The sequence below is a fragment of the Tistrella mobilis genome (genome assembly GCF_039634785.1).
In the GTDB taxonomy this organism is placed as follows: domain Bacteria; phylum Pseudomonadota; class Alphaproteobacteria; order Tistrellales; family Tistrellaceae; genus Tistrella; species Tistrella mobilis.
The window spans coordinates 1-24121 of record NZ_JBBIAB010000013.1; the positions used below are offsets into that span (position 1 = coordinate 1).

General features: G+C 72.2%; 7 protein-coding genes. 3 read left to right on the top strand and 4 right to left on the bottom strand.

The window, feature by feature from the left end:
* Positions 1 to 279: 279 nt before the first annotated feature.
* Positions 280 to 3900, top strand: coding sequence for a hypothetical protein (locus WI697_RS18045; RefSeq protein WP_345959414.1), 3621 nt, complete (start codon positions 280 to 282; stop codon positions 3898 to 3900).
* A 135-nt stretch (positions 3901 to 4035) separates the two neighbouring features.
* Here WI697_RS18045 and WI697_RS18050 read toward each other — a convergent pair whose 3' ends face one another.
* The 4 genes from WI697_RS18050 to WI697_RS18065 all read right to left on the bottom strand — a co-directional run bounded on the left by WI697_RS18050 (position 4036) and on the right by WI697_RS18065 (position 7408).
* The gene (locus WI697_RS18050; RefSeq protein ID WP_409351435.1) at positions 4036 to 4245 is read right to left on the bottom strand and encodes a HipA N-terminal domain-containing protein; all 210 of its coding nucleotides are present in this window, start codon (positions 4243 to 4245) and stop codon (positions 4036 to 4038) included.
* Positions 4242 to 4484: a helix-turn-helix transcriptional regulator gene (locus WI697_RS18055; protein WP_345959415.1), complete on the bottom strand. Its 243-nt coding sequence runs from the start codon at positions 4482 to 4484 to the stop codon at positions 4242 to 4244. Before WI697_RS18055 ends, WI697_RS18050 begins: the two co-directional genes overlap by 4 nt.
* A 195-nt stretch (positions 4485 to 4679) precedes the next feature.
* A complete protein-coding gene (locus WI697_RS18060) occupies positions 4680 to 6800 on the bottom strand; it encodes a catalase (RefSeq protein WP_345959416.1) in 2121 nt (706 codons plus the stop codon).
* 134 nt (positions 6801 to 6934) lie between these two features.
* On the bottom strand, positions 6935 to 7408 hold the full coding sequence (locus tag WI697_RS18065) for a CBS domain-containing protein (protein WP_345959417.1): 474 nt from the start codon (positions 7406 to 7408) through the stop codon (positions 6935 to 6937).
* 170 nt (positions 7409 to 7578) lie between these two features.
* Between WI697_RS18065 and WI697_RS18070 the strand changes: the two genes are divergently transcribed.
* The gene (locus WI697_RS18070) at positions 7579 to 8289 is read left to right on the top strand and encodes a UdgX family uracil-DNA binding protein (protein ID WP_345959418.1); all 711 of its coding nucleotides are present in this window, start codon (positions 7579 to 7581) and stop codon (positions 8287 to 8289) included.
* A gap of 209 nt (positions 8290 to 8498) precedes the next feature.
* Positions 8499 to 24104: an amino acid adenylation domain-containing protein gene (locus WI697_RS18075; RefSeq protein ID WP_345959419.1), complete on the top strand. Its 15606-nt coding sequence runs from the start codon at positions 8499 to 8501 to the stop codon at positions 24102 to 24104.
* Positions 24105 to 24121 lie beyond the last annotated feature (17 nt).

Consider the following 24121-nt stretch of genomic DNA (forward strand, 5'->3'; position numbering starts at 1 on the left):
CCCGGCCGCTCATAAACACGGCGGGTTTCCGTCGTCCACATTCTGTCCGCTCCCATTTCCTTTGGGGCGGCATCGAATCACAACAGATTCACCGGATTCAATAACATTCCGGACGGGCTCTCAGGCCAGGCCGTTCATAAACCCGGCGGGTTTCCGTCGTCCACATTCTGTCCGCTCCCGTTTCCTCTGGCGCGACAGAGAATCACAACGGATTCACCGGATTCAATAACCTTCCGGACGGGCTCTCAGTCCTGGGATGCACCCCAGGGCCGCCTGACCGTGAACCTGCTGCTGGTGCCGGTGGGCGACCCGGCCCAGCCGCTGGGCCCCCCGACAGCCCCGGCCTTTCAGGGCACGGCGCTGCGCCTTGCCGCCCATATCTCGGATGATCCGGGGCGGGTGGCGACCCTGGCCGATGTGCCGGCCGGGCCCCAGGTCTTCGATCTGGCGCCGCCGCCCGGCCAGGCGGCGCTGTTCGACTGGCTGCGCGCCGAATTCAAGCTCACCCTGCCCGAGACGGTGCATGTCCGCAGCGACGACTTCCGGCTGCGCAAATACCTGCCGCTCAGCTATCGCCGCTCCCATGGTTTCGTGGCGCCGAAAACGCCGCTCGCCTCGATCGACGACACCTATCACTGCCTGCTGAAATGCCCGCCGCCCCCGACACGCCCCACCCCGCCCGAGACCGACGAAATGAGCTGGGGCGAAGGCTTCGCCGTGCTGCTGCGCCAGCCGCCGGTGGCCCGCGCCGCCGGGCTGATCCACACCGTCACGCTCGACCTGCCGGAACCGGCGCCGGGCCAGGCCCATCCGGGCGGCTGGCTGTTCTTCTCGCTGGCGGCCGGCCATCCCTTCGCGGCCGAGGCCGCCGCCGATCCGGGCTGGGCGAAGCTTTACGCCACCCGCCTGCCCCGGCTGGACCGGGCGGAGCCGCGGCCGGTCTTCACCGCCACGCTGTTCCCGGTGGCGGCGGATGCCGCGGCGGCGGCCGGTCTCGGCCCGCTGGACCAGGTGTTTCCGGAAGCCGCCGTCTTCGACGACGGTTTCGCCAAGATCGTCCATGCCCGCCAGCCGATCCATGCCGACGGCAGCGCCGAGGATGCCGCCGGCGGCCCGCCGCTCCGGCTCGACCCCGGCATTCAGCTCGCCTGGGACGACGAGGACACGCTGGTCGCCACCAACCGCGCGATCGGCACCGAGATGGACGGCTCGCTGCCGCCCGAGGCGCCGAGCGCGGTCTTCGGCTACCGGGTCGATGTGCGCGCGGCCGGCGATGCCGGCTGGACCTCGCTGCAGGCGGTCACCTCGCCCGGTTTCGCGGTCGGCGGGGCCGCGATCCCCGCCTTCGATGCCGAGGGCATCGTCGAGGTCCACCCCATGACCGTCGCCGGGCAGTTCTGGCTGCCGGTGTTCTTCGCCCGCTGGGCCGGCGGCTCGCTGGTCGCCCCCGGCGATGACGAGGTGCTGCTGCGCGGGCCGGCACGAACCGCGGCCCTGCCCTATTCCGGCACCGGCGCCGGGGCGGTGCCGCTGCGCTATGGCCGCGACTATGAATTCCGGGTGCGGCTGGCCGATACCACCGGCGGCGGCCCGGCGGCGGATGCCGATCCGGTCAACCCGGCCGCGGCACCGGTGGCGCGCCAGGCCTTCCGCCGGATGATCCCGCCCGGCCCGGTGCGCAGCCGCGACCTGGACGGGGCCGGCGCCCACACGCCCCGGCATTTCCAGATCCACCGGCCGCGGATCGGCTATCCCCAGGCGGTGTTCACCGGCTTCCCCGGCGCTTTCGACCATCTGGCCGCGATCGGCCGCGCCAATCAGGGCCGGCCGCCGGCCGCCTGGGTGGTGCCGGATATGCCCGACCCCGATGCCGATCTGCTGGAGATCCGCGTCCTGGTCCAGGCGCCGCGCTTCGACCCGGCCGGCGGCGATGCCGGCTTCACCCTGCTGTACCGCACCACCCGCGCCTTCCCGGCGCTGGTCGATCCTGCCGCACCCGCGGTGCTGGACCTCACCCTCGACTGGGTGGATTGCGCGCGCCTTTCCGACATCGCCTGGCCGGTGGATGGCGGCCTGCCCGGCACCGGGCCGGTGGTGGTGCCGCGCGGCCGCAATGTCCGGGTGCTGGTGCGGGCGCTGGGCCGCGCGGATCCGGGCTATTTCGGGTCCGAGGCCGCGCGTCTGGGCAGCCCGGGAGAGCTGTGGCCGGGCACAGTGACGGTGCCGCTCTCGCCCGAACCGCCGCTGTTTGCGCCCACCACCGATCAGGAGCGTCTGGCCTCGGTCTTCCTGCAACCGGAAGTACCGCGCGCGGCCGAAACCGCGGTGGCGGCCGCCCAGCCGGGGGCCACGAAGCTGATGGTCACGCGGCTTGCCGCCGCAACCGGGCTGGTGGCAGAGGACGGCACGCTCTACGGGGTCCCCGGCCGGCGCACGGTTTTCGGCTGCGCCGGGCTGAAACATCACCTGGCGCCCGATGGCGGCGCGCTGACCCTGACCAGCCCGGTGGAACTGGAACAGGTCTGGCTGAACCTGGTGCGCCTCAGGCTGGATCGCGACTGGAGCTGGACGGGGTTGTCCAGCCCCGCCGTCACCGTCTCGCGGCGGGTGGAGCTGCTGCCGATCGGCCAGATCTCGACCCGGTCGCTCGGCAGCATATCGGTCGATCATGCGATCAACGGCCAGGCGCTCAGGGCCGCCCCCGACCGCGAGAGCCTGGATCTGGTCTTCCTCGACGCGCTGGAACCGCCCACCGGCCCCGACGGCCACCCTTACGAGGTCCGTCTGACCTATACGCTGACCGCGCGTTTCGACGATGGCGGCACGCAATCGGTGGAGGTGGAAACCCGGCTGCCGGTCGCAACCGCGCCCAAGGTGGCGCCGAAACTGGTCTCGGCCGGCCATGCCTTTTCCGACTACACCATCCTTGGCGATTACGAGGCGACCGGCCGGCGGCGGCGCATGCTCTGGCTGGAATTCGAACCCGACCCCGCCCGCGACCCGCGCGACATCATCTATGCCCGGGTGCTGCACCACACCCCGGATCCGATGCTGATGCCGGGCTGGGAACCGGCGGCCGACCCCGCCCCCTATGCCGGGCTCGACCTCGACCCCGAGGCGGTGCGGGTGATCCGCCCCGGCCAGGGCGACGACCATGCCGGGCTGAACGCCATGCAGCCCCTGATCAAGGCGGTGGACAGCGACGTGCATTACGCCCTGCCGCTGCCGGCCAATCTCTCCAGCCAGTCGCCGGAACTCTTCGGCTTCTTCACCTATGAATTCCGGGTCGGCCATCCGCAGGGCACCGAGGCGGCGCCCTTCTGGTCCACCGCCCAGGGCCGCTTCGGCCCGGCGCTGGTGATCGAGGGCGTGCAGCACCCGGCGCCCGATCTCGCCTGCGCCATCCGCCGCACCCGCGCCGGCATCACCGCCAGTGCGGGCTATGCGGTGGCGGTGCAGGATGGCCGGGTGATGCGCATCCAGCCGCCCAACACCGAAATCTGGTTCGTGCTCTACGGCCGGGTGATGCAGGCCGACGGCCAGAGCTGGCGCAACATCCAGCTCGACCTCCGCCGCGCCCAACCGGCCCCCCGCCGCCCGACCCAGGGCCGCCCCGGCCTCGGGCATCCTGGCGCCGGGAATCCTGGCCTCGGGCACCTCGGCACACACCACCTCGCCCCCACCGGCCACACCGCCTGGACCACCGCCGACATCGAAGCCCGCCTCGCCGCCTTCGGCTTCGACGACGCCACGCCGCTCACCGCACTCGCCATCGAACTCCTCCCCGAACCCAACGGCGCCTTCGACGCGCCGCTGGCGGGCGATCTGGGCCAGGTGAGGATCCTGCGCACCTCGCCGCTGGTGGCGGTGGGTGGGGCGTGTTGTCCGCCGGAGGTGTGATCCGGAAGATCACGTAGAAGAGCCACTTCGCTCGCGACACCACGGGGTTGGGTCACCCCTGGCTCTCACCGGGTCTTCCCCGCGACCGTCAAGGCACAACGCTCGGCACGGTCGCGGATCATGCCAGCACACTGCTCACTGGCCGGTCGGTCCAAGCCGGACGGCGCAAGGTCCTCTGCGACGACTGAACGGCTCCGCCCGCTTCGGCAGCGAGGCGGACAAGGGCGGCACCTCTGCATCGCCCAGCCACTCCGGCGCATATGCGAAGCCGAGTTCACCGTGCGGGTTCTGTGTCAGCTGGCCGACCAGGCGCCCGTCCCACCAGATATCGAGGGCGCGCGTCATGCCTTCCGCCCTCCGTTGGTATCGGGCGGCGGTGTGATAGCGAAGGAGCATCCAAGGGCCGCCAGGACCTGAAGCGTCTTGCCGATCTGCGCGGTCGGCTTGCCCGCTTCGAGATCGACGATGAAGCGCAAGCCGACCCCGGCTGCGCCCGCAAGCTCGTCCTGCCGCAGGCCTGCGGCCTTGCGGGTGGCGCGGACAATGTCGCCGATCTCGGCAGGGGTGAGCGTGCGTCTGGCCATGATCTTTCCCGATCGGGAAATTATGATCGAGCCCCGGAGATTGTCCATTAAAATTTCCCGATCGGGAAAGCACCTCGCGCGCATCATGGTGGCGAACCGTCTTAGAGAGACATAAAAGGCAACCGCGGTCTCGGCAAAAAAAGCCCCGACAGGCCCAAACCCGCCGGGGCAATCCTTCATCAAAGACGGCCGCCCTCACACCGCCGCAATCACCTTCTCCCGCGCCCAGAAACGCAGGTCGCGGCAGGTTTTCAGGAAGGCGGGGGCGTCCGAGGGGGTGGCCAGTTTCGCGAAGCCGGCGTCGCGTTTGGGGGGAGCCACGCCCGCTTCGGTCATCAGCGCGTCGGCGTCGGGGGCCCAGGCGATGAATTTGCGGTGGGCGTAGGCGTCGCCGATGAAGTCGAGCGCGGCCGGGTGGGTTTTCAGCCGGTCGGCGCCCTCGGCCGAGGTCAGGATGGCGACGGCGTCGTACAGCACCGAGGGGCCGCCGTCGATCTTCTGGGCCGCCGGCACCAGCATGCCGTCGCTGAGGGTGACGCCGGCGATTTCGGGGGCGATCACCTCGATCATCGCACCTTCGGCCGAGACCGCCTTTTCAAGCGCGGCATAAAGATCGGCATCGGCGCCGTCGGTCAGCAGCACGCCGAGCTTGCGGCCGCGGAAGCTGTTCGGGCCGTTCAGCACGATCGACAGCGCCGGCGAGGGCGGCAGGTCGGTGCGGGTCGGCTTCGCCGCCGGGGCCGGGTCGGGCATGTCGCGCACGCCCAGCCCCGCCGCCACGGCATCGGCCAGATCCTCGTGCACGTTCTGAAGATGCGACAGCATGCGCAGGCGGATATCGGGGCGTTCCACCTTGCTCAGCTCGAAGACCAGCGCATTCGCCATATGGGTGCGTTCCTCGGGCGTCTGGCTGATGTAGAACTGCCGCGCCTGGCTGTAATGATCGGCGAAGCTTTCGGGGCGCATGCGCAGCTTGTCGGGCTCGTGCTCGGTGACCCGCAGGCTGGAGAAGCCGGTTTTCGGGTCTTCGCGCGGCCCTTCATTCCAGGAATTGGGTTCGTAATTGGCGCGGCCCTTGCGCACCTCCATGCGCATATGCCCGTCCTGCTGGAAGTGATGCATGGGGCAGCGCGGCCGGTTGACCGGGATCTCGTTGAAATTGGGGCTGCCCAGCCGCTTCAGCTGCGTATCGAGATACGAGAAGTTCCGCCCCTGAAGCAGCGGGTCGTTGCTGAAATCGACCCCCGGAATGATGTTCTGGGTGCAGAAGGCGACCTGTTCGGTCTCGGCGAAGAAATTGTCGACCACGCGGTCGAGCACCAGCCGGCCCACCCGGCGCACCGGCACGATTTCTTCGGGGATGATCTTGGTCGAATCCAGAATGTCGAAATCGAAGGCCTGGGCGAAGCTTTCGTCGAACAGCTGAAGCCCCAGTTCCCATTCCGGCGCGTCGCCCTTGGTGATCGCATCCCAGAGATCGCGGCGGTGGAAATCCGGATCGGCGCCGTTGATCTTCACCGCCTCGTTCCACACCACCGACTGCATGCCGAGCTTGGGCTTCCAGTGGAACTTCACGAAGGTCGATTTGCCGTCGGCATTGACCAGACGGAAACTGTGCACGCCGAAGCCTTCCATGAAGCGGAAGGAGCGCGGGATCGCCCGGTCCGACATGATCCACATGACCATGTGCATGCTCTCGGGCGTCAGCGAGATGAAGTCCCAGAAATTGTCATGCGCCGTCTGCGCCTGGGGGAAGCCGCGATCGGGTTCCTGCTTGGCGGCATGGATCAGGTCGGGGAACTTGATCGCGTCCTGAATGAAGAAGACCGGGATATTGTTGCCGACGATGTCCCAGTTGCCGGCCCCGGTGTAAAGCTTCACCGCAAAGCCGCGCACATCGCGCGCCAGATCGAACGAGCCCTTATTGCCGGCGACCGTGGAGAAGCGCACGAAGGCTTCGGTGCGCCGTCCCGCTTCCTGAAACGGATCGGCGGTGGTGATGTCGGCGAGCGATTCATATGCCTCGAAGAAGCCGTGCGCGCCCATGCCGCGGGCATGCACCACCCGTTCCGGGATCCGCTCGTGATCGAAATGGAAGATCTTGTCGCGGAAATGCACATCCTCCATCAGGGTCGGCCCGCGCGGGCCGATCTTCAGCGAGGACTGATCATCGGCGACCGGCATGCCGTGCGAGGTGGTGAGCACCGGCGTATCGCCGCCGGCGGTCTGGTGCAATTCCCCGCCAGGGCCGCGCAGCGCCTCCTGGTCGTGGATCTTCACGGGCGTGCGGGCATCGGGATCGGTGGTATTGGCCATCTGGTCGGGGCTCCGCTGGCGGGATCAGGCGATCCGGGGCTGGCTGAGTGAAGGGGGCAAAGAGAGGGAGGGCGGGCGGCCCGGCCGGGGAGGCGGGGCGGAGCGGCCGGGCCGCCCGCCGACGGGGGCAGGGCTCAGCGCCCGCCGCCGCCATTTCCGGCCGAGCCGTGCCCGGCGCGGCTCTGGTTGTGCGCACCGCCCGGGACGACCACGCCGGTCATCGCGGTGCCGGTGGAGTCCGGCGAATAGCCGAGAGCGCTGTCGGCCAGCGACAGCACGCCGACCAGCCGGTCCTGCCGGTTCATCACCGGGATGCGGCGGACCTGAATGTCGCCCATGTTCTGGACGACATGCTCCACATCCTCGTCCTCGTAGCAGTATTTCACGTCGCGGGTCATGACCTCGGCGACCTTGGCGGACCCGTCGCGGCCGGCACCGACGCCGCGAATCGCGATGTCGCGATCGGTCACCGCGCCGACCAGACGGTCGTTCTCGCCGACCGGCATATAGCCGATGTCGCAATCCGCCATCCGCTCCGCCACCGCCCGCAGGCTTTCATTCGGCGTGGCAAGCTGGATGTTGCGGTTCATGAGTTCCTGGACCTGCATGTCTCGATACTCCGTCACGGTGCCCGGCCGGAAAGACGGGGGCCGGGCCAGGGTGTGTCGGGGATCCGGGTGCGTCGGGATCTGGGCGCTCAACGCGCCCCGGCGGCGATGGTTCCGGAACGGATCGCGCGGAGAGGCGATTGAGGGGCCGTATCCCCAAGGAGCCCGCCATGCCCGCCCCCTCTCTCGACGACCACCCCGACAGCCAGACGGCCATCCGCTCGCTCGACGAGGCCCGCCGGCAGGCGGAAGGCTGCCGGCGCTGCGATCTCTGGGCCAATGCCACCCGCACCGTGTTCGGCGAGGGCCCGCCATCGGTGGAAGGGGTGACGGGGGAAGGGGTGACGGCGGAAGGGGTGACGGGGGAAGGGGCGGCGGGGGGCCCCCGGCTGATGCTGGTCGGCGAACAGCCCGGCGATCGCGAAGACCGGGCCGGTCATCCCTTCGTCGGCCCGGCGGGCGCGGTTCTGGACCGGGCGCTGGCCGAGGCGGGCATCGATCGGGCGCGGGTCTATGTCACCAACGCGGTCAAGCACTTCAAGAACGAGCCCAGGGGTAAGCGCCGGCTGCACAGGCGCCCGGATGCCGGCGAAATCGACCGCTGCCGCTGGTGGCTGGAGCTGGAACGCCGCTTCGTGCGCCCGCAGGTGATCGTTGCGCTGGGGGCAAGCGCCGCCCGGGCGCTCACCGGCCATGCGGTCACCATCTCGCGGGTCCGCCGCCGGGTGCTGGCCCTGGGCGAGGCCGGGGTCGCACCGGCGGCCCGACTGCTGGTCACCACCCACCCCTCCTGCATCCTCCGCCAGCGCGACGACGCCGCCCGCCGGCGGATTTTCGAGGCGGTGATCACCGATCTGGTTCTGGCCGCCCGCCAGACATGAGGCCCGGCTTGCCGGTGCACATGCCGGATCTCTGATGCGCAGTGTGCAACGATCTTTGAAGGTGGACCTCTCAGGCATCAATGAACGTCCATAAAGCCGCCGGGATGACTTGCAGGTGACACAACCTGCACTCTACTCTGCTCGAAAATCAGGGTCATGCCGGCGGTCGAACCGGCAGGCCCGGGGTAGTCGGGCAGCGGGAGGCTATCGTGAGCGTGATCGGTCGGGCAGGTCCGGGCGGGCGGCAGGATGCGGCGGCAGAGACCATCGCAGAGGCCGCACCTATATCACCGCTGCCGCTGTCGGGTGCGCAGGCCGGGATCTGGGCCGATCTGACGTCGGGCGGGGTCGGCCCTGCCGGCTACAACATCGCCGACCGGATCGATCTGGACGGGCCGCTCGACCCCGCGGCACTCTGCACCGCCATCCGGCTGACCGATCAGGCGACAGAGGCGGTGCGGCTGCGCTTCATGGTCGACGAGAGCGGCACCCCCTGGCAGTGGCTCGCCGATGCGCCGGGCCGGTTCGATTTTGCCCGCATCGACCTCTCGGACGCCGACGACCCCGAACTGCTCGCCCAAGAGGCCTTCGAAGCGCTGCAGGCCCGCCCCTTCGACACCGCCCACGGGCCGCTCTGCCGCCATCAGCTGCTGCGGCTGGCGCCCGACCGCCATCGCTGGATCCGCTGCTATCATCACCTGATCGTGGACGGTCAGGCGGGCATCATTCTGGCCGGCACCGTGGGGCGGATCTACACCGCCCTCGTCCGCGGCGACGCCCTGCCCGACCGGGATCTGCCGGCCTTCACCGACCATCTGGCGCGCGAAGCCGCCCATGTCGCCGGCCCGGGTGCCCGGGCCGATGCCGCCTGGTGGCGCAGCCGTCTGGACGGGCTGCCGGCCACGGCCGGCTTCCGGCCGGCCTCCACCGCCTCCGCCCGCTTCGACGGGCGGACCGGATCGGTGACCCGCCCGCTCGGCGCGGCGCGGCTGGCGGCGATGGACCAGGTGGCGCGCAGGCATGGCCTCGGCTCGCGCAGCAGCCTGGCGCTGGCGCTGTTTCTGGTGCTGCTGGGCCGGGTGGCCGGCACCGACACGCCCGTCTGCAACGTGCCGCTCGGCAATCGCATGGGGCGCGCGGAGCGGCGCACCCCGGGCGAATTCGCCTATACCGTCCCGACCGGCACCCGGATCGACGGCACCGAAAGCCTGGCCGGGCTTGCCCGGCGGATCGGTGCCATGACCCGCCGCGACCTCCGGCACATGCGCCTCGCACCCATGCGCTGGCCCGAGGCCGGCTTCTTCCCCGACAGGCCGGCCAGCCGCGGCGCGATGTTCAATGCCATGGACCTGCCCGCGACCTATGGCTTCGACGGGTTGCAGGTGCGGGTGGCGGACTCGATCTTCGGCGAGTTGCACGACGTGATGGCCTGTCTGCGGACCTACGGCGCCGCCGATGCCTCGGACATGCAGTGGAGCTTCCCGCCCGCCCGCATCGACCGGGCCCGGGTGGAAAGGCTGGCCGCCGCCTTCGACACCATGCTCGATGCCGCCCTCGCCGATCCGACGCAGCCGGTGGATCACCTGCCGGCGGGCGATCTGCCGTCACCCGTCGACACCGCCGGGCCGGTCCCGCCGCAGCCGGCGACGGCGCTGATCGACACCGCCACGCGCACGGCGCTTGAAGCCGAAGTCACCCGGCTGTTCGCCGACCTGCTGGATGCCCCGGGGCTCGGCGCCGACGACGATCTCACCGCCCACGGCCTGCACTCCCTGCGCGCGATCCGCGCGGTGGCGCCGATCAGCCGGCTGATCGGACGCGAGGTGACGGTGGCCGACATCCTGGATCATCCCTCGGCCGCGGCCCTGGTCGGCCATCTGTTCGGCCATCTCTCGGGGCCGCTTGAGACGGCGGCAGCGGCGGAAGAAATCCGACATACACAGGTTGCAGCATCTACGGAAACAACCTCTTTCCGGTTGCCGGCCCGGCTGGAGGGGCAATGGCTTGCCCGACGCGATGCCGGGCCCGGCACCAGCTATTCCATCGGGGTGATCTGCGACCTGCCGGCCGGGACCACGGCAGCGGCCCTTGAACAGGCCCTGCACCGGCTGCTCGACCGGCATCCGGCCCTGCGCTCGACCTTCGCCGAGGATGCCGGCGGCCAGGTCGTGCAGCGGGTCGGGCCGGTGCCGCCGATCCGGCTGGCCGGCTATGACGATGCGGCGGAAATGCTGGCGCCCTTCGACCCGGCGACCGGGCCGCTGATCCGCTTCGGCTGGGAGGCGGACCAGCCCGAGCGGTTGCGGGTGGTGGCCGATCATCTGGTCTTCGACGGCGAAAGCCGGGCGGTGTTCCAGCGGCAGTTGACCGCCCTGCTGACCGGGCAGCCCCTGCCGCCGCCGGCACCGGCCGATCCCGGTGCGCTCGACGCCGCGACAGAGGCGGCGGCGCGCGCCTTCTGGGCCCCGCGCCTCGCCCGGCTGCCCGAACGGGCCCTTGCCGCCGAACCCGATCCGGTCCCGCCGGGGGATGGCCGCCGGGCGATGATCCGGCTGGCGCCGGAAACCGCCCGGGCGCTGCACGGCCTGACCGGCCGGGGCGCCACGCCGACGGCGGTCTGGATCGCGATTGCAACCACAGCCCTGTGGCGAATTCTTGAAGACACGGAAAGGTTGTCGGTCGGCGTCACCTTTGCCGGGCGCGGTCGCCGCGACACCACCGATGCCATCGGGTGTTTTGTGAATTTGCTTCCTGTGGTTGTTGAACCGACCGCAGACGAGGCCCTGCCCCAGCTGGCCCGGCGGATCGGCCGCGACATTTCTCAGGTGCTGACCGTCCAGGATTATCCGCTCTCCCGGCTGTCGGCAGACTGGGCGCGCGCGGTGCCCGGCCGCGGGCCCGAACCGATCGATGTGGTCTGCACGCTGGAAAACGACCTCTCGGCGCTGGAAGCCGCCGATATCTCTTTCGCCACCGGCAAATTCCCGCTGCTGATCGGGCTGATGTGGCAGGGCGATGCGGCCGCGCTCAACATCGAATACGACCCGGCCCGCTTCGGCAGCGCCTGGATCGGCCGGCTGCAGACGATGATCACCCGGCTGATTGCCGCCGCTGCCGCCGATCCGTCGACCCCGGTGGACCGGCTGGACCTGCTGGGTGCCGAGGATCGCGCGGTCATCGCCGCCGCGAACGCAACCGACTTCGCCTGGCCGCGCGATACCGGCCTTGGGCAGCAGCTGGACCAGGTGCTGCGGGCCGATCCGGACCGCATCGTCCTCACCGAGGATACCGGTACCCTGGCCGCCGGAGATCTGCGCGCCCGGCTGGGTGGGGTTGCGGCAGCCCTTGCCGCCGCAGGTGTGCGGCCCGGCGCACCGGTGGCGCTGGCGGTGGAACGCGACGCCGACGGTCTCATCGCGCTGATGGGCATCATCTGGGCCGGCAACGCCTTCCTGCCGCTCGCCGCCACCTTCCCGGTGGCAACAGCGCGGGAGCTGCTGGCCGCCGCCGGCTGCACGGTGCTGGTGGCGGATGGTCCGGGCCTGGCCCGCTGGGCCGACCTCGCCCCCGACATCACGCTGATCCCGCTGCCGACCGGCCGGGCCGACCTCGCCCCCGCGCCACGCGGCCCCGAAGATCCCGCCTGCCTGCTCTATACCTCGGGCTCGACCGGCCTGCCCAAGGGCGTGGTGGTGCCGCATCGCGCGATCCTGCGTCTGGCCTATGGCGGCCTCTGCCCGCCCGGGGGCTGCATGGCCCAGGCGGCGCCCATGGCCTTTGATGCGATCAGCCTGGAACTCTGGGCGCCGCTGCTCAATCACGGCCGGGTGCGGGTGCTGCCGGCGACCACCATGTTCGATCCGCCGCTGCTGGAACGCACGATCCGCGATGACGGCATCGATACGATGTGGATCACCGCCAGCCTGTTCAACCAGATCGTCGACGAACGGCCCGGCACCTTCGCCGGCCTTAAAAGGCTGATGACCGGCGGCGAGGTGATCAGCCCCGATCATGTCCGCCGGGTGATGGCCGCCTGCCCGGGGCTTGCGCTCTACAACGGCTATGGCCCCACCGAGAACGGCACCTTCACCACCATCCACCGGATCACCGCCGCCGATCTGGAGGGCGGCCCGGTGCCCATCGGCCGGCCGGTTCCCGGCACGCGGGTGCATATCGTCGACGGTCGCGGCCAGCCGCTTGCGATCGGCATCTGGGGCGAGCTGGTCACAGCCGGTGACGGGCTGGCCACCGGCTATGCCGGCCGACCGGATCTGACGGCGAAATCCTTCGTCACCCTGAGCGGCGTGGACGAGCCGCTCGTCTATCGCACCGGCGACCGGGCGCGCTGGCGGGCGGACGGCACGATCGATTTCGGCGGCCGGCGCGACGGTCAGCTGAAGATCCGCGGCCAGCGGATCGAAACCGCGGCGGTGGAGGCGATCCTGACCGCACAGCCGGGCGTGCGGGATGCGGTGGTGGTGGGCGTGGGCCAGGGTGCCGATCAGGTCCTGGCGGCGCTGATCGCGGCAGACACCGCCGACGAGCCCGGCTGGCGCGCGGCCATCGCTGCACGGCTGCCGGCCTATATGGTTCCCGAACGCTTCCGGCTGGTCGACCGGCTGCCGGTCAATGCCAACGGCAAGGCCGATCGCCGGCAGGCGGCCGGGATGCTGTCCGAAGCCAACGCCGTCATCAGCGCGCCCGCCGCCACGACGACCGGCTTCACGGGGGCGGTGACCGGCGCCTTCGAAAGCCTGTTCCCCGGGGCCCGGATCGATGGCGATACCGATTTCTTCGATCTGGGCGGCCACAGCCTGGCCGCCATGCGGCTGTCCGCCCTGCTTCAGGCATCGACCGGCCGGCGCCCCGGGCTGGCGCAGATCATGGCGGCGCGCAGCGTGCGCGCGATCGCGGCCCTGCTCGACCGCCTGCCCGCCGAGGTGGTGGAACCGGCCATCCCCCGCGCCGCCGGCCAGGAGCACCCGCTCTCCCCCGGGCAGCTGCGGCTTTGGGTGCTGCACCGGCTGTATCCCCGGCTTGCGACCTATTCGGTGCCGATGCTGCTGGCGCTGGACGGCCCTCTCGACCCCGATGCGCTGGATCGGGCGCTGGTCGGTCTGGAAACCCGCCATCACGCCCTGCGCACCCGCTTCGTCGCCCGCCCGAATGATGGCGATGGCGTGCGGCAGATCGTGGCGCCGCCGGGTGCCCTGACCGCCCGCCGGCTCCACCTGGATGCGGCCGCAGCCGATCAGGCGATCGCCCGCGAAATTGCGCGGCCCTTCGATCTGGCCACCGAACCGCTGGCCCGCGCGGTGCTGATCCGCATCGACGAGCACCACCACCGCCTGCTGCTGGTCCTGCACCATGCCATCGCCGACGGCTGGTCGCTGCCGGTGCTGCTGCGCGATCTGGGCCGGCTTTATGCCGGCGCGGTGGACGGCCGGCCGGACGATCTGCCGCCGCCCGCCCGCCAGTTCGCCGATATCGCCGTCTGGCAGCGGGCGCGCGCCGCCGGCGCCCGGGGCCGCGCCCTGATCGACCGCTGGCGCAGCCGGCTGACGCCGCCGCCCCAGCCGCTCCGCCTGCCGGCCGACCATCCGCGCCCGGCGGTGCGCAATTTCGCCGGCGAGATTCTGAGCCTGACCCTGCCCATGGCCGCCACCGCCGCGGTCGACCGCATGGCCGCGGCCGCCGGGGTGACGCCGTTCACCGTGCTGACCGCCCTGTTGCAGGCCCTGCTGCACCGGCTGACCGGCGCCCGCGACATCGCCCTCGGCCTGCTGGTCGCCGGCCGCGGCGCGCCGGTGCCGGACGATCTGGTCGGCTTTCTGGTCAACACCGTCGTGCTGCGCCAGTCGGTCGATCCGGCCGCCCGCTTCGCCGATCATCTGGCGATCACCACCGACCGGCTGGCCGAAGCGGTGGCCGATCAGGATGCCCCCTTCGAAGCGGTGCTGCAGGCGCTGGGCACCGATCGCGACCCGGCGCGCAACCCGCTCTTCGACGTGCTGGTCACCTGGCAGGACGACATGCCGGCCATGCCGGCGATGGCCGGGCTGACGGTCAGGCCGCTGGACTGCGTGCTGCCCTTCGCCAAATTCGACCTCTCCTTCCATTTCCAGCGCGATGGCGGCCGGATCCGCCTGCATCTGGAATATGCGACCGAGCTGTTCGAAGCGGCGACCGCCCGCCGGCTGGCCGACCGTCTGGCGGTGCTGGCCACCACGCCCGGCCTGGAGGGCGGCCCGCTCGGCGCATTGCCGCTGATGACCGATGCCGACCGGGCGGCGCTGGCCCGCTGGAACGACACGGCATGCGCCTTCGATATCGCCCGGCCCCTGCCGCAGCGGCGCCATGCCGGCGACCCCGCCGCCCCGGCCCTGATGGCGCCCGGCCTCACCCTCGACAATCAGGGCCTCGACCGCCGCGTGGGCGGGCTGGCCCGCCGGCTGCTGGCGGCGGGCGTGCAGCCGGGCGATGTGGTGGCCCTGGCCCTGCCGCGCAGCCCCGATCTGCTGATCGCGGTGCATGCCGTGCTCGCCGCCGGTGCCGCCTGGTGCCCGCTCGGCCCCGACCTGCCGCCGCAGCGCCGGGCGCATATGATCGAGGATCTGGGCGACCCCTGGTTCCTGAGCGATACCGCGCACGCCGCGGGCCTGCCGGCCGCCCGGCTGATCCTGACCGGCAGCGACCTCGCCGATCTGCCGGTCGTGCCGGCGGGGCCGGACGATCTCGCCTATGTCCTCTTCACCTCGGGCTCGACCGGCCGGCCCAAGGGGGTGGAGATCACCCGGGGCGCGCTCGCCAACCGCATCCTGTGGATGCAGCAGACCTTCCCCATCGGCCCGGCTTCCATCGGTGCTGGGGACGTGATCCTGCAGAAGACCCCGGCCGGTTTCGACGTCTCGGTCTGGGAACTGGTCTGGTGGGCCTGGACCGGTGCCGCCGTCGCCGTGCCGCCGCCGGGCATCGAGCGCGACCCCCAGGCGCTGGCGGCGGCGATCCGCGAGCATCGCGTCACCGTGATCCATTTCGTGCCGGCCATGCTGCGCGCCTTCCTGGATGCGCTGGACGACGGCCGGATCGATGGGGCCCACCTTGCCACGCTGCGCCTGGTCTTCGCCAGCGGCGAGGCGCTGGATGCCGCCACCGCCGCCCGCTTCGACCGGCTGCTTCATGCCCGCTTCGGCACGGCGCTGCACAATCTCTACGGGCCGACCGAGGCCACCGTCGACGTCACCTGGCAGCCCTGCACGCCCTGGGATCCGGCGGCGAAAACGGTGCCGATCGGCCGCCCGGTCGCCAATACCCGGGTGCTGATCCTGGACCGCGCCGGCCGCGACCTGCCGCCCGGAGTGGCGGGCGAAATCGTGCTCGCCGGCCCCCAGGTCGCCCGCGGCTATCGCGGCCGGCCGGATCTGACCGCAGACCGCTTCCGCCCCGATCCCGACGTCGCGGGCGCCAGGGTCTATCACACCGGCGATCTGGGCCGGTGGACGGCCGACGGCGTGGTCGAGTATCTGGGCCGGATCGACGATCAGGTGAAGATCGGCGGCGTGCGGCTGGAACCGGCCGAGGTCGAAGCCGCGCTCGATGCCTGCCCGGGCGTGGTACGCGGCCTGGTGCGGGTCGGCCGGCGCGACGGCCTGGCCGAGCTGGAAGCCTGGGTGATGGGCGCAGCCGACCTGACGCCCACGGGGCTGCGCGCGGCGCTTGCCGACCGGCTGCCGGCGGCGATGATCCCGACCCGCTGGTTCCGGATCGATCAGGTGCCGCTGTCGCCCAACGGCAAGGTCGACCGCAAGGCGCTGGCGGGCGTGCCGCTGGCAGGCCGCCCGGCCGTGGCCGCCGCCCCCACGGGCCATCCGGCCGAGGCCGAGATCGCCCGGATCTGGCGCGAGGTGCTGCCGCCGGAAGCCGTGTTCGGCCCCGAGGACGGGTTTTTCGAAGCGGGCGGCAGTTCGCTGATGCTGCTGCGGCTGCACGACCGGCTGGAGGCGCGCTGGCCCGGCCGGTTCAGCCTGGCCGGCCTGTTCGCCGCATCGACCGTGGCCGCCCAGGCCGCCCTGCTGGATGACGGCGACACCGCCGCCGGCACCGCCGCAACCGCCGCAACCGATGGCGCGATCGCCATCATCGGCATCGGCCTGCGTGTCGCCGGCGCCGAGGATCTGGCCGGCTTCTGGCGGGATGTCGCCGCCGGTGCCGACCGGGTCGGGCCACCTGCCGCCGCACGGCTCGGCAGCGCCCGCCATATCGCCGCCGCTGCCGGCATCGCCATGCCGGCCACGCCGCGCGACGCCGCCTGGCTGGACGATATCGACGGTTTCGATGCCCGCCGCTTCCGCTTCTCCCCCGCCGACGCCGCCCTGCTCGATCCCGAACAGCGGCTGTTCCTGGAAACCGCGCACCGGGCGCTGGAAGATGCCGGGCTGGGCGGCACGGGGCTGAAGGGCGCCCGGGTCGCGGTCCATGTCGGCGGCAATGCCAACCCGCTGCACCGCCAGGCGCTGCGCCATCTGTCGGGCGCGCGGCTGGAACAGGCCTTCGCGCTGAACGTGCCGTCGAACATCGCGACCCGTCTGGGTTTCCTGAACGACTGGCACGGCCCCGCCAGCCTGGTCGACACCGCCTGTTCCTCAGGGCTGGTGGCGGTGGATGCCGCCTGCCGCGATCTCGTCCGCGGCACGGCCGATCTTGCGATCGCGGGCGCCGCCCGGCTGATCCTGGTGCCGCAGGGCGATGACCAGCGCATGACCATCGAAAGCAGCACCGGCCGCACCCATGCCTTTGCCGAAGGCGCCGACGGCACCGGCGCCGGCGAGGGCGCGATCGCCCTGGTGCTGAAGCCGCTGGCCCGGGCGCTGGCCGATGGCGACCCGGTGCATGGGGTGATCCTGGCCACCGCCGTCAACCAGGACGGCGCCTCCAGCGGTGCCGCCGCCCCCAACCCGATCGCCCAGGCCGATGTGATCCGCACCGCCTGGGACCGGGCGGGCGTGCCCTTCGCCAGCGTTTCCTACATCGAAGCCCATGGCACCGGCACCCGGCTGGGCGACCCGATCGAAATCGAGGGGCTGACCCGGGCGGCCGGACCCGTCGCCTTCGCCGCGCCGGCGATGATCGGCTCGGGGAAGGGCAATTACGGCCATCTGGACAATGTCGCCGGCGCGCTCGGCCTGGTGCGTGCGGTGGCGGCCCTTGCCCACGACACCGCACCGCCGCAGCCCTTTTTCGACCGGCCCAACCCGGCGATCGATTTCGCCCGGGCGCCGGTCAGGGTCGCCGCCCGCGCCACCCGCCTGCCCGATCGCGGCACCCCGCGCCGCGCCGGGGTCAGCTCTTTCGGCCTCAGCGGCATCAATGCCCATGCGGTGATCGAAGCCGCCCCGCCCCGGCCGGCGGCGGCCATGGATCCGGATGGCCATGCGGTCATCACGCTCTCGGCCGGCGACCGTGCGGCGCTCGGCCGCTATGCCCGCATGATGCACGATCGCATCTCGGCCGATGCCGGGCTCGATCTCGCCGGCATCGCCTGCACGCTGGCCCGGGGCCGCAGCCATCTGGGCCGGCGCTTCGCGGTCGCCGTGCCCGACCGGGCGGCGCTGCTGGCGGCGCTCGACCGGCTGGCCCGGGGCGATGATCGGAACACCGCCGAGGTCGCGACCGGCCGCAACATCCGCCACCAGACCGTCGCCGCCTGGCATGCCGATCCGGCCGCGGCCGATGCCGCCGCCCGCGCGGTTCTGGATGGTGCCGTGCCGGTCTGGCCCGACGATCTGCCCGCCCGCCGCCACCACCTGCCGCCGGCGCCGTTCAGCCGCACCCCCTGCCGGCTCGATCTACCCGTTACAGATGTAAATAGTGCGGTTAATGCCACTTATGATCCGGTCTGGGCCACCTTCCCCGGCGGCCGGGCGCTGGCCCTGCCGCTGGCCGATCCGGCGTTCTGGCCGGTGGCGGAGCACCGCCTGGCCGGCCGGCCGACCCTTGTCGGCATGGCGATCCCGGCGCTGGTCGCCGCCGATCGCGGCGCGGGCTTCGTGCTGCGCAACCTGGTCTGGCGCCGCCCGCTCCATGCCGGATCGGGCGAGGCGAGCCTGGTGATCGCCCGCGACGGCAGCGTCACCGCCGGCCATGCCACGGCGGACGGCGGCTGGGCGGTTGCGGCCGAGGCCCGGCTTGAGACCTCGTCCGCACCGGATCCCTCGGCCGTGGACCTGTCGACCGACGGCCTGATCGCCCTCGACCTCGCCCCCTTCGACGGGGCGGAGGGGGTGATGCAGGTGGGCCCGCGCTGGGATTGCCGGCAGGCGATCTGGCTGGCGCCCGATCGGCGCCGCGCCGTCGCCCGGCTGGCCCTGCCCGCCGCGGCCGCCGCCGATCGCCGGCTCTGGCCCTGGCATCCGGCCCTGCTCGACATCGCCGCCAGCCTGCTCGCGGGGGCAGGAGAGGTCCCGCGTGAGGTGGCGGCCATCCGCGTCCTGGCGCCCCTGCCCGACACCGTGATGGCCCGCGCCGACCGCCGGCCCGACGGGCTGGTCGACATCCGCCTGGCCGACGCGGCCGGCCGGCTGTGCCTGCTGATCGAGGGCCTGCGCTTCGTGGCGGCAGACGGCCGGGCGGCGCCCGAGCTTCTGGCGCCGGTCTGGGGTCCCGCCCCCCTGCACCCGGCCCCCCTGCCGGCCGACAGCCGCCTTGTCCGCAACGCCGACGATCTGGCGGCGGCTCCGGCCGATGCCGCGCTGATCCTGCAGCTGCCGACCGGCCCCGATCTCGCCCGCCGGACCGCCGATCTGCTGAAGATCGCGCTCGCCCGCCCGGGCACCAGGCGGATCGCCGTCACCGGTGCCGGCACCGCAACCGATCCCGACCGCGCCGCCGCCGCCGGGGTGGTGATCGCCGCCGCCCATGAAACCCGGCATCAGGATCTGCGCTATCTGGACGTGGCCGATGATGCCGCCGCGGCTGCGGTCGCCGCCGAATGGGCGGCGGCGGCGGTGCCGGAGCGCTTCAGCCTCTGGCGCGACGGTCTGCGCCATATCCGCCGCCTGGACCCGATCGCCGCCGATGGGGCACCCGCCTGGCCCGATCACGGCGTGGCGGTGGTGACCGGCGGCACCGGCGGTTTCGCGGCCGCCCTTGCCGAAGCGCTCAGCCATGGCGGGCGGGTGGCCCTTGCCCTGCTTGCCCGCCGCGCCACCGCCGATGACATGCTCGCCGCCGCCATCGCCCGGATCGAGGCCCGCGGCGGCCGCGTGCGGCTGTTTGCGACCGACATCACCGACCAGGCGGCCCTTGCCGAAACGCTCGCCCGGGTGCGCGCCGATCTGGGGCCGATCACCGCCGTGGTGCACATGGCGGGCATCGCCGACGGCGCCATGCTGGCGGTGCGCGACATGGCCGGATTCGACGCGGTCATGGCGCCCAAGATCCAGGGCGCGCGCAATCTCGACGCGCTCACCCGCGAAGACCCGGTCACCGCCTTCGTGGTCTTCGCCAGCCTGACCGGGCTGGTGGGGGCCGCCGGCCACACCGCCTATGCGGCGGCCAATGCCTGGCTCGACGGGTTCGCCCGCCGCCGCCGGGCCGCCGGCCTGCCGGCGCTGGCCATCGACTGGTGCGCGCTTGCCGATCAGGGCATGGCCGCACGCGCCGGGGCCGATCGCGCGGCCGGCGCGCCGGTGATCTTCCCCGCCCAGGCGGTCGGCGCCATGACCGGCGCGCTCTCCACCGGCGCCGCCCAGGTGGTGGTGCTGCCGGCGGGGCTTGCCGCAACGCTGACGGCGCCCCAGCCCGCCCCTCAACCCCAGCCAGAACCGGCATCCAGGCCCGAACCCGCCGACCTCGCCACCCGCATCGCCCGCATCTGGGCCGAGGTGCTGGGCCACGACAGCGTCGGCCCCGACGACGATTTCTTCGACCTCGGCGGCGATTCGCTCGCGGGCCTCGACATCGCCGAGCGGTTGACGGCGGAAACCGGCCAGCCGGTCACCCTGCAACTGTTGTTCGACCACACCACCCCGCGCGCGCTTGCGGCACTTCTGGCGCCCGAGGCCGCCCCCACCACCATCCCCGCTCCCAACCTGGCCCACCAGATCGCCGCGATCTGGGCCGAGGTGCTGGGCCACGACACCGTGGGCATCACCGATGATTTCTTCGATCTGGGCGGCGATTCGCTCTCGGGCATGGAAATCGCCGATCTGATCGCCGCCAGGCTGGGGCTGGCCGCCACGCTCACCGTGCTGTTCGACCACACGACCCCCGCCGCGCTGGCTGCCGCCCTGGCGCCCGCCGCCACCACGCCCGAACGGCAACCGGCTCCCCCCGAACCCGTCCTGGCCGATCCCCGCAAGGCGCCGGCCGGTCTGGACAGCTGGCCGCTCGCCTGGGAACAGCGCGCGGTGGTAGAGACCGAGGCGCTGGCCGGCATGGGCACCGCCTTCAACCTGCCCCATGAAATCGACCTGCCCGGCGATGTCGATCTGTCCCGGCTGCGGGATGCGGTGGCGGCGCTGGTCCGGCGGCATGCGGCGCTGCGCACCGGTATCCTCCGCACGACCGATACCCTCCGCACGACCGATACCCTCCGCACGACCGGCGGGCAGGATGGCGACGACTGGCGGATGGTGCCGGTCGATCCCGCCGCCGCGACCCCGGCCCTCGACATCCAGCCGATGGCCGCGGCCGCCGGCACGGCCCCCGCAGCCCCGGTCCGGCCCTTCGCGCCCGATGGCGGGCCGCTCGCCCGCTGGTCGCTGCATCGCGACCCGGCCGGCCGGCTGGTGCTGGCCTTCGACATCCATCACAGCATGTCCGATGCCCAGGGCGTCGAGATCCTGTTGACGGAACTGGGCGCGCTCTATCAGGGCCAGACCCTGCCGCCGGTCCGGGTGGATCTGCGCGATTACGGCTGGTGGTCGGCCAGGCACGGCGATGCGGCGCTCCGCGACGCGCGGGCCTGGTGGGAGGGGATCTTCCCTGCCACCCCCCATGGGCGCGACCTGCCCCGGCTCGACCTGCCGGCCGATCGGCCGCGGCCGCCGGTGCATGGCCATGATGCCGCAGCAACCGGCTTCGAGCTGCCGGCGGCGCTCTCGCGCGACATCCGCGATCTGGCGTCCCGCCGACGCACGACCCCCTTCACCGTGCTGCTGGCCGGCTGGGCAATTCTGCTCTCCCGGCTGGCGGGGCATGACGACATCACCGTGGCGCTGCCGGTCAACACCCGCGCCGCCGCCGGTTTCGACGGCGTGGTCGGCATGCATGCCGCCCTGGTGCCGGTGCGGATGCGCGTGCCCGCCGATGGCAGCGCCGCCGCCCTGCTCGCCCATATCCGCGACCGCCAGGCCGGCGCGCTCAGCCATCACGCCCTGTCGCTCGGCCGGATGCTGGCCGAATTCCAGGCCCCGGCGATGCCGGAACGCAGCCCCCTCTCGGAAGTCTCGATCTCGTATATGAACCATGCCGCAACCGCGGCGGGCGCGCTGGACGGCAGCGGCTTCCGCCTGCGCGGCGTGCCCCGCGCCGACGGCAAGAACGATCTGTCGGTGTTCATCGCCGATCGGGGCGAAGGCTTCGGCCTGGTGCTGGAATACGACACCGGCCTGTTCGATGCCGCCCGGATCGAGGCCTTCGGCCCGATGCTGACCCGGATCCTGGCCGGGCTGACCGCCGATCCCGACCGGCCGGTCGGCCGGCTGCCGCTGCTCGACGATGCGACGCTGGGCCTGCTGGCGGCGCGCGAGGCGGCAGAGGGGCTGTCGGTGCTGGACGATCGGGGCCAACCCGTCCCGCCCGGGGTCTGGGGCCATCTGCACCGGCTGACCGATGACGGCTGGCAGCCCACCGGCAGCAGGGCGCGCTGGCGGCCCGATCTGGCCGGGATCGAGACCGGCGGGCGGATCGATCGCCTGACCCGCTGGCAGGGCCATCTGCTCGACCCGGCGCTGATCGAGGCGCAGCTTTCAGGCCTGCCGGGCGTGGGCGCCCTGCGCATCCTGCCCCGCCCGGACATGCTGGTCGCCGCGATCACCGGCACCGCGCCCGATGCGACCCGCCCCGATGCGACCCGGCTGCGCCGCGCCGCCGGGGCGATCCTGCCGCCGGCCCTGGTGCCCGGCGCCTGGTATCTGCTCGACAGCCTGCCTGACGACGACACCACGCTCGCCGCCCTGATCGCCGCCACCCCGCCGCTGGCCGATCCGGCCCCTGGCGCCACCGGCCCCGGCCATCTCGCCACCGTTCTGGGCGTGGTGTCCGCGGTTCTGGGCCGGCCGGTGACCGATCCGGCGGCCGATTTCCATGCGCTCGGCGGCCACAGCCTGCTGGCCATGCGGGTGGTGAACCGGCTGGAGGCGGCGACCGGCATCCGCCTTTCCATGCGGGCCTTCTTCGCCGATGCGACCATGGCCGGCATCGCCCGCAGCCTGGCCGAGGCGGCCGGTGAGGCGACGGATGCGGCGGCAGACGATGCCATCCCGCCCGGCGCCGGCCCCGGCACCCACCCGGCCAGCCATGGCCAGCAGCGGCTCTATCTGTTGCAGCAGATGCAGCCCGAAAGCCCCGCCTGGCTGATGCTCTTCGTCCTGCCGGCCGGCGCCGTCGATGCCGGGGCGCTGCGCCTGGCGCTCGACCGGCTCTCGGCCCGCCATGCCACGCTGCGCACCGGCTTTGCCACCACCGATGCCGGCATCGTCCAGCTGGTTGCGGCAGAAGCGCCGCCGCCGCTGGTGGTGGACGATCTCCGCACCCGTCCCGACGGCGTCGACGAGGCTCTGCGCCTGGCCCGGCACGAGGCCGCCACCCCCTTCGACCTGGCGGCGGCGCCCCTGTTCCGCGCCCGGCTGATCCGGGTCGGCGACCATGAAAGCCTGCTGCTGCTGGTGCTGCACCACATCGTCGGCGATGGCTGGTCGAGCCGGATCCTGCTCGCAGAGCTTGCAACACTTTATCAGGCCGCAACCGAAGGACGTGGCGACCCGCTGCCGCCCCTTCGGATCGGCTATGCCGATTACGCCCGCTGGCAGCAGGGCCGGGACTGGCAGGCGGCGCTCGACGGCTGGCGCGACCGTCTGGCCGGGGCACCCGATGCGATCGCGCTGCCCACCGACCGGCCGCCCCGCCCCGATGCCTCGGGCCGCGGCGCCACCGTCCGGCGCGAGCTGCCGGCCGAAGTTCTGGCCGGGCTCTCGCGGGTTGCCCGGCGGCACAATACCGGCCTCGCCGCGGTCGGGCTCGCGCTCTTCGCGGCCGTGCTCTATCGGTTGAGCCGTCAGGGCGACATGGTGATCGGCATGGGCGTCGCCGGCCGCGACCGGGCCGAAACCGAGGGGCTGATCGGCTTCTTCGTCAATGTTCTGCCGATCCGGCTGCAATTGGACGACGACACCGGGCTCGGCCAGCTGATCGATCTGACCCGCGACCGCCTGGCCGAGGCGCTGGACCGGCGCGAGCTGCCCTTCGACCGGCTGGTCCGGGCGCTGGCCCCGGGCCGTGCCGGCGGCCGTCAGCCGCTCGCCAATGTGATCTTCGAATACCAGCGCTTCGACGACGTGACGGCGGCCACCACCGAGGCGCAGCTGCCGCCGCCGCCGGCCGATGGCGGGCGTCTGGAATCGGCCGTGGCCGGGCTGGTCGATGCCGCGACCGCCAAGCATGACCTGATCCTGTTCTTCGAGGATGGCGGCGACCGTGCCAGACTGTCCTTCGATTACGACACCGACCTGTTCGATGCCGCGACGATCGAGGCCTGGGCCGGCTATCTGCTGCGCATCGCCACCGCCGTTGCCGCCCAGCCCGACGACATCTGACCCGACGACGTCTGACC